The sequence below is a fragment of the Citrobacter sp. S55_ASV_140 genome (assembly GCF_018919505.1).
GTDB lineage: Bacteria > Pseudomonadota > Gammaproteobacteria > Enterobacterales > Enterobacteriaceae > Citrobacter > Citrobacter werkmanii.
In genome coordinates, this window is sequence record NZ_JAHLQZ010000039.1 from 15865 (window position 1) to 30900 (window position 15036).

General features: G+C 53.9%; 12 protein-coding genes. 7 read left to right on the forward strand and 5 right to left on the reverse strand.

What is annotated here, in order from left to right; translation table 11 throughout:
• Window positions 1-15 precede the first annotated feature (15 nt).
• Together KQJ18_RS08870 and KQJ18_RS08875 are read left to right on the forward strand one after the other, a co-directional pair.
• Window positions 16-369, forward strand: a complete 354-nt coding sequence (locus KQJ18_RS08870; RefSeq protein ID WP_137350648.1) for a glycerol dehydratase reactivase beta/small subunit family protein — start codon at window positions 16-18, stop codon at window positions 367-369.
• The gene (locus KQJ18_RS08875; protein ID WP_121529568.1) at window positions 370-900 is read left to right on the forward strand and encodes a cob(I)yrinic acid a,c-diamide adenosyltransferase; all 531 of its coding nucleotides are present in this window, start codon (window positions 370-372) and stop codon (window positions 898-900) included.
• On the opposite strand, the gene dhaR is transcribed toward KQJ18_RS08875, so the two are convergent.
• Both dhaR and KQJ18_RS08885 read right to left on the reverse strand, forming a co-directional pair.
• Window positions 878-2803 (reverse strand): dihydroxyacetone kinase operon transcriptional regulator DhaR, encoded by a 1926-nt coding sequence (gene dhaR / locus KQJ18_RS08880; RefSeq protein ID WP_038642879.1) that lies wholly within the window; start codon window positions 2801-2803, stop codon window positions 878-880. The genes KQJ18_RS08875 and dhaR overlap by 23 nt on opposite strands.
• Before the next feature lie 89 nt (window positions 2804-2892).
• A complete protein-coding gene (locus tag KQJ18_RS08885; protein WP_160956019.1) occupies window positions 2893-3990 on the reverse strand; it encodes a glycerol dehydrogenase in 1098 nt (365 codons plus the stop codon).
• Window positions 3991-4551: 561 nt separating this feature from the next.
• On the opposite strand from KQJ18_RS08885, the gene KQJ18_RS08890 reads away from it, so the two are divergent.
• Window positions 4552-6210, forward strand: a complete 1659-nt coding sequence (locus KQJ18_RS08890) for a glycerone kinase (protein WP_216421838.1) — start codon at window positions 4552-4554, stop codon at window positions 6208-6210.
• A 40-nt stretch (window positions 6211-6250) separates the two neighbouring features.
• On the opposite strand, the gene cfa is transcribed toward KQJ18_RS08890, so the two are convergent.
• Window positions 6251-7405, reverse strand: coding sequence for a cyclopropane fatty acyl phospholipid synthase (cfa, locus tag KQJ18_RS08895; RefSeq protein ID WP_038634036.1), 1155 nt, complete (start codon window positions 7403-7405; stop codon window positions 6251-6253).
• Between the two features lie 66 nt (window positions 7406-7471).
• Here cfa and KQJ18_RS08900 point away from each other — a divergent pair, with 66 nt between their 5' ends.
• Window positions 7472-8320, forward strand: coding sequence for a helix-turn-helix transcriptional regulator (locus tag KQJ18_RS08900; protein WP_038634037.1), 849 nt, complete (start codon window positions 7472-7474; stop codon window positions 8318-8320).
• Here KQJ18_RS08900 and KQJ18_RS08905 read toward each other — a convergent pair whose 3' ends face one another.
• Window positions 8321-9094 carry a siderophore-interacting protein gene (locus KQJ18_RS08905; RefSeq protein WP_087856866.1) on the reverse strand — a complete coding sequence of 258 codons (774 nt, stop codon included), beginning with the start codon at window positions 9092-9094 and terminating at the stop codon, window positions 8321-8323.
• A gap of 236 nt (window positions 9095-9330) precedes the next feature.
• On the opposite strand from KQJ18_RS08905, the gene KQJ18_RS08910 reads away from it, so the two are divergent.
• On the forward strand, window positions 9331-10005 hold the full coding sequence (locus tag KQJ18_RS08910) for a PadR family transcriptional regulator (RefSeq protein WP_216421839.1): 675 nt from the start codon (window positions 9331-9333) through the stop codon (window positions 10003-10005).
• A 52-nt stretch (window positions 10006-10057) separates the two neighbouring features.
• Here KQJ18_RS08910 and KQJ18_RS08915 read toward each other — a convergent pair whose 3' ends face one another.
• Window positions 10058-11578: a PAS domain-containing methyl-accepting chemotaxis protein gene (locus tag KQJ18_RS08915; protein WP_216421840.1), complete on the reverse strand. Its 1521-nt coding sequence runs from the start codon at window positions 11576-11578 to the stop codon at window positions 10058-10060.
• A gap of 430 nt (window positions 11579-12008) precedes the next feature.
• On the opposite strand from KQJ18_RS08915, the gene ygjG reads away from it, so the two are divergent.
• Both ygjG and KQJ18_RS08925 read left to right on the forward strand, forming a co-directional pair.
• Entirely contained in the window at window positions 12009-13388 is a 1380-nt protein-coding gene (gene ygjG / locus KQJ18_RS08920; RefSeq protein ID WP_216421841.1) for a putrescine aminotransferase, read from the forward strand.
• A gap of 215 nt (window positions 13389-13603) precedes the next feature.
• Window positions 13604-15036: NADPH-dependent 2,4-dienoyl-CoA reductase (locus KQJ18_RS08925; RefSeq protein ID WP_216421842.1), on the forward strand; the 1433-nt coding region annotated here is incomplete at its 3' end.

Consider the following 15036-nt stretch of genomic DNA (forward strand, 5'->3'; position numbering starts at 1 on the left):
CAATAAGGGGGCGCAATGTCACTTTCATCACCGGGAGTACATCTGTTTTATCACTCACGCTGGCAGGATACGCGCGTGCTTGATGAACTATGCTGGGGGCTGGAAGAGCAAGGCGTCCCTTGCCGGACAATCTGTTGCGACGAACATGACTGCGCGCTGGCCCTCAGCAAGCTGGCGGCTAAAAGCTCAACGCTACGCGTGGGTCTCGGCCTCAGCGCCAGCGGTGATATTGCCCTAACCCACGCCCAGCTACCCGAGGATCGGGCGCTGGTCCGTGGGCATATCGCCGCCGGGGCAGCAATGATCCGCATGCTCGGCGCCAATGCTGGCCAACTGGTCAAAGTGCTTCCCTTTAGCGAGATAAAATAAATGTACCGCATCTATACCCGAACCGGCGATAAAGGCACGACCGCGCTGTTTGGCGGCAGCCGTATCGACAAAGACGACATCCGCGTTAACGCCTACGGTACGGTGGATGAACTGATTTCCCAGCTTGGCGTCTGCTATGCCAGCTCGCGCCAGGCAGAATTACGCGAAGATCTGCATGCCATCCAGAAGATGCTGTTTGTGCTGGGATCGGAACTCGCCAGCGATGAGAAAGGTCTCGCCCGCTTAACGCAGACGATTAACGCCGAGGATATTCAGGCGCTGGAGCAGCTTATTGACCGCAATATGGCGCAGAGCGGCCCCCTGAAAGAATTTGTCATTCCGGGGAAAAATCTGGCATCAGCACAGCTACACGTTGCGCGCACCCTGGCACGGCGGCTGGAGCGGATCCTCATCGCGATGGACAGAACGCTGACGTTACGCGATGAACTCAAGCGTTATATCAACCGACTGTCGGATGCGCTGTTCTCCATGGCCAGAATCGAAGAAACTACTCCAGATGTTTGCGCTTAAACTGGCTGGCGTCGATGTCGTACTGCTTCATCTTACGCCACAAGGTCGTGCGACCAATATTCAGCAGTTGCGACATCTCCTGCACGCGCCCACTGGTGACGCGGGCGGCGTGGATAATCGCCTCTTTTTCGATAGCGGTAAAGGTCAGGCTGGCAGGCAGCAGCGAAGACGCGGTCTCCAGACCGGGGCGCTCGGCAAACAGATAATCCGGCAGATTGCTCAGCCGAATATGGCCGTTATCGCTACTGATGGCGATGTTTTCGATAATGCTGTTCAGCTCGAAGTCATTGCCCGGCCATGAATAAGCCACCAGTTGCGCCAGCGCGTCGTCGTCGATCTTCAGGCTGGTTGAAAAGCGTTTTTTCAGGCTATTCAGTCGCGTATAAATCAGCGAGGGAATACTGTTACGCCGCGCGCGTAGCGGTGGGATAACAATCTCAAAAGAGTGCAACGCGTAATACAGCTGGCGGCTAAAGCGGTTTTGCTCCACCAGATTAGCGAGATCAACCGTGGTGGTGGCGATCACTTTTACATCCACCGGGATCAGGCGACGGGCATCCAGGCGGGTTAATACTCCCTGCTTGATCACCTGTAACAGCGCGGATTGCAGTTCCGGCGCCAGATATTCAATTTTCTCCAGAAACAGCGTGCCGCCGTTCGCCAGCTCAAGGCGGCTCAACCGACCATTTTCATCATCGGTGGGCGCACTGCCCATAAAATCCTGCCCCAGCACGCTATTGGCATACAACTGACAGTTGACGGCGATATACGGCCCGCTGGCGCGTTCGCTTTCATTGTGAATGGCCTGGCTCAGCAGCTCTTTCCCGACGCCCTCTTCCCCGCACAGCAGGATCGGGAAACTCCCCCTTGCCGCCTGACGACCAAAATGGATCAAGCGTCGGGTTTCTGGATCGTCCGTCGACATCTGCTCAAAGGTGTGGCTCACCTTACCGAGCTGGCTGGTCATCAGCTGACGCATTTGCTCCACCGGGTGCAGCAGCAGGATAAAGCTGTTGCCCTGCTCCTCAACAATCGGCTTCAGGGTGATGACGGCATCAACAAACTGGTGCTGACTTTCAAAAGTGACTTCGACGTGATTCAAACCGCGGGCATGTTTAATTGCCCGACGCAGCAGCATGGGCAAATTGAGCAGGTCGTGAATGTTTTTGCCCTGGCTGGCCTGCGCGTCGAGATGCAAAAGCAGCGCCGCGCGCGCATTGAGGAACTGCAACACCCCCTGCTCATTCCAGGCCATCACGCCATCATCCATGCTCTCCAGCAGCCCGTACATCTGGTTCAGATGGCGGTTGGATTCTGCCAGCAGGCTGTCGGTCAGTAATGAATTACCGACTTCTCTGGCAATCGCCAGCGTCAGGGATAAATCAGAAACGGACTCATGTTCTACCAGACAGCATAATGAGATGGAGCCAAACAGACGCCCATGGTTATCGAACACCGGCGTCGAGCAGAACGACCACGGATGCAACGCCTGTTTAAAATGCTGAGCGCCAGAGGTTTTTGTCGGCTGCCCCGGCATCGTCGCCAGCGACAGCGCACAACTGCCGATAATGCTTTCCGCGCAATAGCTGCCGTCGCGAAATCCAAGCTCCGCCAGCTGTTCTATCGTCTGCGGATCGCCGCAACGGCTGAGAATACAGGCTGATTCATCCAGAATCAGCAGTGCGCACGGACGACCGTCCATAAACTCCCAGGCATCTTCCAGCGCGGCCTGCGCAATCGTCAGCAGCGCCGTCTTGCGACGACAAATCGACTCAAAGGTCAGCCCTTGCGCCTGATGCGGCGCCTGCCAGGTTTCCCGCTGCATAAACTTGCTGCAACGATGCCAGGACTGGGCGAGAACCGAAGAGACTTCCTGCCCGATGCTATGCGTGTGCGCCGTCATATCCATTTCCGCTGTTTTGCCATAGACAACCCCTCCGGCAGAGACTGTCAGAGGGGGAGAAGATGCTGGGTAAATTTACCTATGCCCGATTAACGCGCCAGCCACTGCTGTCCCAGCAGGTCTGCCGTCAAAATAGCGGCATGTACGCTTTCAGGCGTCACCGGGAACGGCATATTGTGAATGGTTTCACCTTCTGCGCAGGTGGCTTTAGCCACGGCCATAATCTTGCCGTCAATGTCGTCTTTCACGCCCATTTCCGCTAACGTTACCGGCAGGCCCACTTTCTGACAGAAATTCAGCACGGTTTCGATCTCTTCCATCGGGCTGTTCTGCAGCACCAGCTGCGCCAGCGTACCAAAGGCGACTTTTTCACCGTGGTACAGATGGTGACACTCTTCCAGAATCGTAAAGCCGTTATGGATGGCATGTGCCCCCGCAAGGCCGCTGCTTTCAAAGCCGATACCGCTGAGGTAGGTGTTGGCTTCGACAATACGTTCCAGCGCATCGGTCACCACGCCAGCCTGGGCGGCTAAGCGTGCCTTTTCGCCTTCCGCCAGCAGGGTATCATAGCACAGGCGCGCCAGGCTCAGCGCCGCCACGGTGGACTGCCCCCCCGCCATGCTGGTCGCTCGGGCGTCATAACAGGCTTTCGCTTCAAACCAGGTAGAGAGCGCATCGCCCATCCCGGCCACCAGCAGACGTACCGGCGCTTTGGCAATAATTGCGGTATCCATCACCACCATATCCGGGTTTTTCGGGTAGATCAGATACTCTTCAAACTCACCCGCTTCGGTATAGATAACGGACAGCGCGCTGGTTGGCGCATCGGTAGATGCGATAGTTGGGATCACCACCACCGGCAGCTTCTGGTAATAACCAATCGCTTTGGCGGTATCTAACGTTTTCCCACCGCCAACCCCAACCACACCACGGCAACCGTGTTTTTTCAGAATGGCAATCAGGCGATTAATTTCAACATGGCTGCATTCACCGTTGAAGCGTTCCGCGTGGCAGCTAATGTCATGGCTATGCAGACCATTGAGTACCTTCTCTCCCGCCAGCTTCATGACGAAGTCGTCCGCAATCACGAAAAAGCTGTCCGCCAGATTTTTAGCGTATTGACCAAATAAGGTAGAAGCGTCAGGACCCTGGAGATATTTGGCTGGAGATTGAATAACTTTTAGCATTCCTTTCATCCTCAAATAAGTACATGTTTTTACATGGTGAGCCCTGGCGTTAACCCGTTTAGCCTGATGTTGACGGCGAAAGCGGACGTACCGGAGCGATGTAATAACTGTATGGCGAGGCGTGCACAAAAAAATCTTTCGTCATTTTGTTCTGATATGAAACAGATAAAAAAGGCACACGTTTCATATTGGAACACTTAACCACAAAAATAATAAGGTTTGCGATCCCGATCCGTTCCTTTACCGCGAAATCACCGACCAACACGAAGATCAATTTCCCCAATTACGCGCCACCCTGCGTAAAAACCCGCAAAAAAAGGCTGGCCGCGCCGTGTGGCCTGCTCTGATCGCAGAAGAAAAAAGTCGAGCGAGTTCGCATTGTGCTGATTTCTCGCCTAATTAAGTTTCATTTCGGAACAAAAAACAGCAATCACGTTTCGTAATGAAACTCATTTTCGCGTTGTTTTTTTCCATGCTGACTTCGCCAGAATCTCTCTATCGCCTCCGCACCATGAACATGCATTCGGGGGTTTGTCTTACACTCAACCTCGAGGAGCCGTTATGTCTCAATTCTTTTTTAACCAACGCACTCAGCTTGTGAGCGACGTGATCGACGGTGCAATTATCACCAGCCCGTGGAATAACCTGGCGCGTCTGGAGAGCGATCCGGCCATTCGCGTCGTGGTTCGCCGCGACCTTAACAAAAATAACGTGGCGGTGATCTCCGGCGGCGGTTCAGGGCACGAACCCGCACACGTTGGGTTTATCGGCAAAGGTATGCTGACTGCGGCGGTCTGCGGCGACGTGTTCGCCTCCCCGAGCGTGGATGCGGTACTGACCGCTATTCAGGCAGTGACCGGTGAGGCTGGCTGTCTGTTGATCGTGAAGAACTACACCGGTGACCGTCTTAACTTCGGTCTCGCCGCCGAGAAAGCGCGACGCCTGGGCTACAACGTTGAAATGCTGATAGTCGGTGACGACATCTCCCTGCCGGATAACAAACACCCACGCGGCATTGCGGGAACCATCCTGGTGCATAAAATCGCCGGCTATTTCGCTGAACGCGGCTACAACCTCGCCACCGTCCTGCGTGAAGCGCAGTACGCAGCCAACAACACCTTCAGCCTGGGCGTCGCCCTCTCCAGCTGTCATCTGCCGCAAGAAACCGACGCCGCGCCACGCCATCATCCGGGTCATGCTGAGCTGGGCATGGGCATTCACGGCGAGCCGGGGGCCTCGGTTATTGATACCCAAAACAGCGCGCAGGTGGTGAACCTGATGGTGGATAAACTGCTGACGGTCCTGCCTGAAACCGGCAGAGTGGCGATGATGATTAACAATCTTGGCGGCGTATCCGTTGCGGAAATGGCCATTATCACCCGCGAACTGGCCAGCAGTCCGCTATCCCCACGCATCGACTGGCTGATTGGTCCGGCCTCGCTGGTCACCGCGTTGGATATGAAAGGATTCTCACTAACGGCCATCGTGCTGGAAGAGAGCATCGAAAAAGCGCTGCTGACCGAAGTGGAAACCAGCAACTGGCCGACTCCCGTCCCACCGCGTGAAATCAGCTACGCGCCACCATCCCAGCGTAGCGCGCGCGTGGAATTCCAGCCCTCTGCCAACGCGCGGGTCGCTGAAATTGTGGAGCAGGTCACCGGAACGCTTTCCAATCTGGAAGCACATCTCAACGCGCTGGATGCCAAAGTCGGCGATGGCGATACGGGTTCAACCTTTGCCGCCGGCGCGCGTGAAATTGCCAGTCTGCTGCAGCGTCAGCAGCTTCCGCTGGATGACCTTGCCACGCTGTTCGCGCTGATTGGCGAACGCCTGACCGTGGTGATGGGGGGTTCCAGCGGCGTGCTGATGTCTATTTTCTTTACCGCCGCCGGGCAGAAACTGGAACAGGGAGCTAACGTTGCCGAAGCGCTGAATGCGGGTCTGGATCAGATGAAGTTCTACGGCGGCGCAGACGAAGGCGATCGCACCATGATAGATGCACTGCAACCCGCGCTGATCTCACTGCTGGCGCAGCCGGACAACCTGCATGCCGCTTTTGACGCCGCGCAAGCCGGGGCCGAACGAACCTGTTTGTCGAGCAAAGCCAATGCGGGTCGCGCATCGTATCTGAGCAGCGAAAGTTTGCTGGGTAATATGGATCCCGGGGCGCATGCCGTCGCAATGGTATTTAAAGCGCTGGCGGAGAGTGAGTTGGGTTAAGTGATAAATGCCTGATGCGCTTCGCGCATCAGGCAGAACGTTAACGATAAACGCGGAGGCCACCCTCGACGCCGCGGCTAAACAGTACCTGCCAAAGCTCAATATCTCTGGCGCGGAAAGCCCCAGCGCAGGCGCATAAATAGTAATTAAACATTCTTCTGAAGGTGGCGGAGTAACGTGAAGACAGCTCCGGCCATGCCTGATTAAAACGCTCATGCCAGGCCATCAGCGTTTTATCGTAATCACTGCCAAAGTTATGCCAGTCTTCCATTACAAAGCGTGATTCGCTGGCCTCGGCAATATGCGATATCGACGGTAAGCAACCGTTCGGGAAAATGTATTTATTGATCCACGGATCGACACTCATCCCCTTTTTGTTGCTGCCAATGGTATGCAGCAGGAACAGCCCGTCCGGTTTTAAACAACGGTCGGCGATGCTGAAATAGGTGTCGTAGTTTTTCGGCCCGACGTGTTCGAACATCCCCACGGAGACAATGCGATCGTAGTGTTTATCGAGGTCACGATAATCCTGCAGCAGAATATTAACGTCCAGTCCTTCACAGCGCTGTTGCGCCATTTTCTGCTGCTCTTTAGAGATAGTGACGCCTTCTACCGCCACGCCGTAATGACGCGCTGCATATTCCGCCAGTCCGCCCCAGCCACAACCGATATCGAGTAAACGCATACCCGGTTTGAGTTGTAGCTTCTCACAAATCATTTTTAATTTGGCATTTTGCGCATCGTCTAATGTGGTCGCGTCTTTCCAGTAACCACAGGAATATTGCATATGCGGATCCAGCATCAGCGCAAAAAGATCGTTCCCAATATCATAATGTTCTTTGCCGACAATCCACGCGCGGCTCCGCGACTGCAAATTAAACAGGCGAGCGCTGGCAATGCGTAAAATATCTTTCAGGTTGCCCGGCATTTGCTGGTCGAGTTTTGCTTTGAGAATTTTACAGAACAGAATATCGAGCCGCTCGCAGTCCCACCAGCCTTCCATATAGCTTTCGCCCAGCCCTAACGAGCCTTGTTGCAGTACCCGCTTAAAGAAACCGGCATGATGAAGTTGAATGTCCCAGGCACGAGAGCCATTAATCTGGATATCCGCTTGCGAAAGTAGCTCTTTCCCCATTCGGGTCCAGTTATCATTTGTTTCATTGACGATGACAGCATCTGAACAAAGCGTGTTCATGGTATTTACCAAAGTGGGCTAAAAATCGTTACGCAAGATTATTATGGAAAACTGAATGTATGTATTATGATCTGCGGACAAGATCTATCGAATAGCGGACATATCACCGGGAGCATTGACGATTTATTTATGGAGACTCTCGCGCAAAAACAGTGGAATTCATTCCCCGATAACTCCATTACGGAGTTGCCGCAGGACGTGTACTTTCGTTCTTATGTCCTGGAAGCCAACCATCATGTTCCGCAGCATTCGCACTCTTTTATGCAGTTTCATTTCGCCCGTAAAGGCAGCATGCGAATTGATGTTGCCGGCAAATGCTGGATAATCCCGGCGCATTATGGCATCTGGATCCCCAATAATACCGAACATGCGGTCTGGGCACTGGATGATGTGCATTTAGAGAATCTGGATATTAAGCCGGGTTTTCTTGAAGAGAGCATTAATGAATGTAAAGTGGTGGCGATCAGTGATTTCGCCAGAGAGTTTATTCATTACGCCACCAATTTAATTTCGGGCCATTATGATAGCCAGTCAAAAGAGGGCAAGCTGGTTAGTGTTCTGGTCGATATTATTCTGCAGCTCCCGGAAGTCGCTTTTGTATTACCCTGGCCGCACGATCGCGAATTAACCAAAGTGTGCCGGACAATTCAGGAATCCCCGGCGCTGGAGCATTCGGTTGAATACTGGGCGCAGCATCTGGGCATGTCAGCCCGTACCTTTTCACGGCATTTCAAAAAAGAAACCGGATTGCCCTTCAGCGTCTGGAAGCAAAAAATGCGTATTCTGGAGTCCGTATTAATGCTGAAGAAAAATAAAAGCGTAACTGCCGTGGCGCTGGATGTGGGGTATTCCAGCACCGCGGCATTTAGCTATGCATTTCGCCAGGCGTTTGGCGTGCCGCCATCGAATTACTGATTAACGGCGTTGATGCCAGTAAGCCGTTGCGCGCACCAGTTGCTGATCGAACGCCGCGGTTTCAAAGCGGGCGCAGAGGTTTTTTACCACCCTGCCTTCGCCGGTAATCCAGATGAAATAATCGTCTGCGGGCACGTTCAGCCGCGATAAATGTTCGTTCACCGCCTGTTCGTCATGGCCGATAAACCACTGAATAGTAAACTCGTCGAGATGGGCAAAATAGTCCTGATACGCCGCATCCTGCACGCTTACCAGCGCCGTTACGTTCGGGCGTACCGCTAAACGGCTGAGCGACTCCAGCCGTCGGCGCAGCGCGGGCATTCCTGATTCATCACACACGTAAACCTGATACGCATAATCCTCTGGCACCACCAAAGAACCGCGCGGACCACCGATCGTCAGCTTGTCACCCTCGCGAGCATTCATCGCCCATGTGCTCGCCACGCCACCGTCATGAATATAAAAATCCAGCGCCAACTCATGGCGCGCTTCGTCATACAACGGCGTGTAGTCACGGGAGAGCGGACGCACACCCTCGGCCCAGACAATGCCTTCATCGGTGACAACAGGCGGCACAAAATGGCTGCCCGGCTCCGGGAAAAAGACCTTGGTATGGTCATCAAAGCCGTGCGAGCTAAAACCGTCCAGCGCATCACCGCCCAGTACGATGCGCTGAAAACCCGCGCTAATACGTTCTACGCGCAGGACGGTAAGTTCACGGAAGCGCAGTTCATTGCGAACGCGCTGTGGGTAACGTGAGGTGTTTTTTGTCATTTTTTCGCCTTCGTGAAGATAATACGATATATCTAAATTTATTTTTAAATGATAATGATTGCTAATCAGAAAGATTGCAAGCACTTTTTTGATATAGCCACATTGTGATTACCAGCCATCACAGACCTTATAAAAATAGATAATAATCAATAAATTAAACAATATTGAATTTGTCGACTTGCGTAAAAACAACATTTAGATATAAATTAGATATATCTAAAACACATCAGGAGACGATGATGCAAAACCATCATGAAGATTGCTGTAAACAGACAGAGCACCAACACGAAGGCTGCTGCAAGGGTGAAGGACATCACCACGAAAGCCGCCACAGTGAGCACCATGCAGGCTGCTGCAAAGGTGAAGAGCATCGCCACGAAGGCTGTAACAAAGAACATCGCCATGAACAAGGATGCGGACACCGCCACGGTCGCGGCGGTGGTCGTCGGCAGCGCTTCTTTGGTCACGGCGAATTACGCCTGGTGATTCTGGATATCCTGACCCGCGACGCCAGCCACGGCTATGAACTGATCAAAGCGATTGAAACCCTGACTCAGGGTAACTACACCCCGAGCCCGGGCGTTATCTATCCGACGCTGGATCTGTTGCAGGATCAAGCCCTGATCGCCATCAGCGACGAGGAAGGTGGGCGTAAGCAGATTGCCATCACGACTCAAGGTCTGCAGTGGCTGGATGAGAACCGCGAACATCTGGAACATATCCACGAACGTATTAAAGCCCGCTGTGTGGGTTTTGAATTACGTAAAAACCCACAGATGAAACGCGCGCTGGAGAACTTCAAAGCTGTGCTGGACCTACGCGTCAATCATGGTGATACCAGCGAGGCGCAGATCAAAAAAATCATTGGTATTATCGATCGCGCCGCGCTGGACATTACTCAGTTAGATTAATCTGCGCAGCAGGCGGAACCCGTGTCCGGCGTTGCGCCTGCTGTGGTTAAGATTAATGCAGCACCGTGACCGCATCTTCCAGACGACCCGCGCGATGTTTCACCATCGCGGAAATCTGGGCACTCTCTTCAACCAGTTCAGCGTTTTTCTGCGTAATGCTGCTCAGTTCATTCACCGCACGAGTCAGGCTGGAAAGACCATCGGACTGTTCCTGCGTTGAGTGGCTGATTTGCGCGATCAGTTGAGTGACGTTTTGCACCTGCGCCACAATATCGTCCATCGTACGCCCCGCGGCGTGCACCTGATCGGAGCCGGACTGTACCTTATCGGCGCTGGCATCAATCAGCTTGCGGATATCATTGGCCGCGCTGGCGCTACGACTGGCAAGATGACGCACTTCTCCCGCCACTACGGCGAAACCTTTGCCCTGCTCGCCCGCCCTCGCGGCTTCAACGGCGGCGTTCAAGGCCAGAATATTGGTCTGGAAAGCAATATCGTTAATCAGCGTGGTAATGGTGCCGATCCGCTGAGTGCTGTTGGCAATATCATCCATGGTTTTGATGACGATATCCATCGCCTCGCCGCCGTGTGTTGCCGCGCTGCTGGCAGCAATCGAGAGTTTATCGGCCGCGGCGGCGGTCTCAGAGTTTTGTTTCACCGACGCCGCCATCTGATTCATGGTGGTCACCGTTTCCTGCACATTCTCCACGGTCTGCTGCGTATGCTTGTTCAAATCATCACTGCCTTTTGCCAGCGTTTCGCTGTCGCTGCGCACACAACTCACCTGGCTGGAGACATCATGGATGAGCCAACGGCACATTAACCCCAGTTGCCCCACCGCTCGCAGCATCAAACCCAGTTCATCACTGCGGTTAAGATGCGATACGCTGTTGCGCTCACCGGTCGCCACTTTCAACGCCTGACGAGCAACATTCTCGATGGGACGCACAATTTGCCATTCGAAAATAGCCGTCCCCAGCAGCATTACCAACGCACTCATCAACAGTAACGGCCATTCGGCGCCCGTTTGCTGCAATGCGGTCGCCAGTACGGCAAACATCAATGCCATCACGCTGCGTACCCGCCAGCGAATAGGCAGTGCCGGGAGTTTACCCAGCCAGCCTTTGCGTACCACCAACCCTTTATGAATACGTCGGTTGCAACGTCCTTCATTCAGCGCCTTATATAAAGGCTCTACTGCCGCAATTTCTTCGTCAGTTGCCCGGGTGCGAATCGACATGTACCCGGTCACTCGCCCCTCCCGCACCATCGGCACCGCGTTGGCCCTCACCCAGTAGTGATCGCCATTCTTACGCCGATTTTTCACAATGCCGCTCCATGGCTCACCCTGTTTAAGGGTGTACCACATATCCGCAAACGCCGCTTTTGGCATGTCCGGATGACGAACCAGGTTGTGCGGCTTATCGAGCAATTCATTCAGTTGATAGCCGCTGACCTGGACAAAGGTATCGTTCGCATGAGTGATATAGCTTTGTAAGTCGGTGGTGGACATGAGGGTGATATCATCATCCAGCGGTGTATTTTGCTGACTAACGTAGGGATGAGAAGACATGGTTGCGTCCTGTGCAGGTTATCTGGTTGTTAACTCTTTCGGCTTATGTTATTTCGGCGATAATCTTTTTATCTTTAGTTGTTAAATTTGATTTAGATCGCAATTTGCGATTAAACCTCAAAATCTGTACGCATTCTAATTCGTTGATTTAAAATACTTTCATTAAGTAACTATTCAATTACACGTCTTCCCCCGCACCGTGACAGTGCAAACATTGCCCATTTTTAGCGCAAATACGCGTTAATTCGATCTGTTTTCAGGTGCCAAATCTGGGCAAAATGCCAGCAAATGTTAAATGCTGGCATTAAATGTTGCGCAAATAAGATGTTTCCTGGTGTTTATCCCGATTTTTGCTAAGCGCGCCGGAATGGCGCAATCCCTGCAATACTTAAATCAGTATCATGTGATACGCCAGCTCCGGGAGCATATTTTGAACAGGTTACCTTCCAGCGCATCGGCCCTGGCCTGCAGCGCACACGCACTGAATCTCATCGAAAAGCGCACGCTTGATCATGAGGAAATGAAATCATTAAACCGAGAGGTGATTGAGTACTTTAAGGAGCATGTCAATCCGGGGTTCTTAGAGTATCGAAAATCTGTAACTGCAGGCGGGGATTACGGAGCCGTAGAGTGGCAAGCGGGAAGCCTGAATACGCTTGTCGACACCCAGGGACAGGAGTTTGTTGATTGCCTGGGTGGTTTTGGCATTTTCAACGTGGGGCACCGTAATCCAGTCGTGGTTTCCGCCGTACAGAATCAACTCGCGAAACAACCTCTGCACAGCCAGGAGTTACTTGACCCGTTGCGGGCCATGCTGGCAAAAACCCTCGCCGCACTGGCGCCCGGTAAGCTGAAATACAGTTTTTTCTGTAACAGCGGGACCGAGTCGGTTGAAGCCGCCCTGAAGCTGGCGAAAGCGTATCAATCGCCACGCGGTAAATTTACATTTATCGCCACCAGCGGCGCATTCCATGGTAAATCCCTGGGCGCGCTGTCCGCCACGGCGAAATCCACCTTCCGTAAACCCTTTATGCCGCTGCTGCCGGGCTTCCGTCATGTGCCGTTTGGCGATACTAACGCGATGCGTACCATGCTCAGCGAATGTAAAAAGACCGGTGACGACGTCGCAGCCGTGATCCTCGAACCTATCCAGGGTGAAGGGGGCGTGATCCTGCCGCCGCAAGGGTATTTGACCGCCGTGCGTAAACTTTGCGATGAGTTTGGCGCGCTGATGATCCTTGACGAAGTGCAGACCGGCATGGGGCGTACCGGCAAAATGTTCGCCTGCGAGCACGAAAACGTGCAGCCCGACATTATGTGTCTGGCCAAAGCGTTGGGCGGAGGCGTGATGCCGATTGGCGCAACCATTGCCACCGAAGAGGTGTTCTCCGTCCTGTTCGATAATCCTTTCCTGCATACCACTACGTTTGGCGGCAACCCGCTCGCGTGTGCGGCGGCGCTGGCCACCATTAACGTCCTGCTGGAGCAAAATTTACCGGCTCAGGCAGAGCAGAAAGGCGATATGTTGCTGGATGGTTTCCGCCAGCTTGCGCGGGAATACCCGGATCTGGTGCACGATGTACGCGGCAAAGGCATGTTGATGGCGATTGAGTTTGTCGATAATGAAATCGGCTATAACTTTGCCAGTGAGATGTTCCGCCAGCGGGTGTTGGTCGCCGGGACCCTGAACAATGCCAAGACGATCCGCATCGAACCGCCGCTAACGTTAACGATCGAGCAATGCGATCTGGTGTTGCGATCAACACGCAAAGCCCTGGCAGCATTACGGGTGAGCGTGGAGCAGATGTAATACCTGTCGGATGGCGCTGCGCGTATCCGGCCTACGAAAGCGTGTCCTTTGTAGGCTCAGGCGTAGCCGCCATCCGGCAGAATCATTCTCTGGCCCCACTCCTTTTTTGAATCCCATCACAATCACGGCATTCCCCTTTTCCCTTTTACGCTGCGACGGCTAAATTATTAACTCATCCGACCACATAACAATAATTTTACATACTGGACACCTTTATGAGCTATTCGTCGCTGTTCGCCCCGCTCGATTTAGGCTTCACCACGCTTAAAAACCGCGTGTTGATGGGTTCAATGCACACCGGGCTGGAAGAGTATCCCGATGGCGCCCAACGGCTGGCCGCGTTCTATGCCGAACGCGCGCGTCACGGCGTGGCTCTGATTGTGACCGGAGGCATTGCGCCAGCGTTATCCGGCGTGGGTATGGAAGGCGGCGCGGTGCTCAACGATACCAGCCAGCTCGCGCATCATCGCGTGATTACCGATGCCGTGCATGACGAAGGCGGAAAAATCGCACTGCAAATCCTGCATACCGGGCGTTACAGCTATCAGCCGCATCTGGTGGCGCCTTCCGCCATTCAGGCCCCTATCAACCGCTTTACGCCGCATGAACTGACGCACGATGAAGTTCTGCAGCTGATTGAGGATTTTGCCCACTGCGCGCAGCTGGCGCGAGAAGCGGGCTACGATGGCGTGGAAGTGATGGGCTCGGAAGGGTATCTCATCAACGAATTCCTGACCCTGCGCACCAATCAGCGCGACGACGAATGGGGCGGTGAGTATGCCAACCGCATGCGTTTTGCCGTCGAGGTGGTGCGGGCAGTACGTCAGCGTGCCGGCAATGACTTTATTATTATCTTCCGCCTGTCGATGCTCGATCTGGTAGAAAACGGCGGCACCTTCGAGGAAACAGTCCAGTTGGCGCAGGCTGTAGAAGCCGCAGGCGCAACTATTATCAACACCGGTATTGGCTGGCACGAGGCGCGTATTCCCACCATCGCCACCCCGGTGCCGCGTGGCGCATTTAGCTGGGTGACGCGCAAGCTGAAAGGTCATGTGACGATCCCCCTGGTCACCACCAACCGCATTAACGATCCTAAAGTCGCCGATGACATTCTGGCCCGCGGCGATGCCGATATGGTGTCGATGGCCCGTCCGTTCCTCGCCGACGCCGAACTGCTGTCAAAAGCGCAAAGCGGACGGTCGGATGAGATCAATACCTGTATCGGTTGCAACCAGGCCTGCCTGGATCAGATCTTCGTCGGCAAAGTCACCTCTTGTCTGGTGAATCCACGCGCCTGCCATGAAACCAAAATGCCGATCGTTACAGCCACTGTGCCGAAAAATCTGGCGGTTGTCGGCGCGGGTCCTGCTGGCCTCGCCTTTGCCATTAATGCCGCCGCGCGCGGGCATCACGTAACGCTGTTTGACGCCCATAGCGAGATTGGCGGACAGTTTAATATCGCCAAACAGATCCCCGGCAAAGAAGAATTCTATGAAACCCTGCGCTACTACCGTCGGATGATCGACGTGACGGGCGTGACGCTAAGACTGAACCACGTTGTCACCGCGCGCGATCTGGAACCCTTTGACGAGGCGATCCTCGCCAGCGGGATCGAACCGCGGATGCCGCCGATCGAGGGGATCGATCA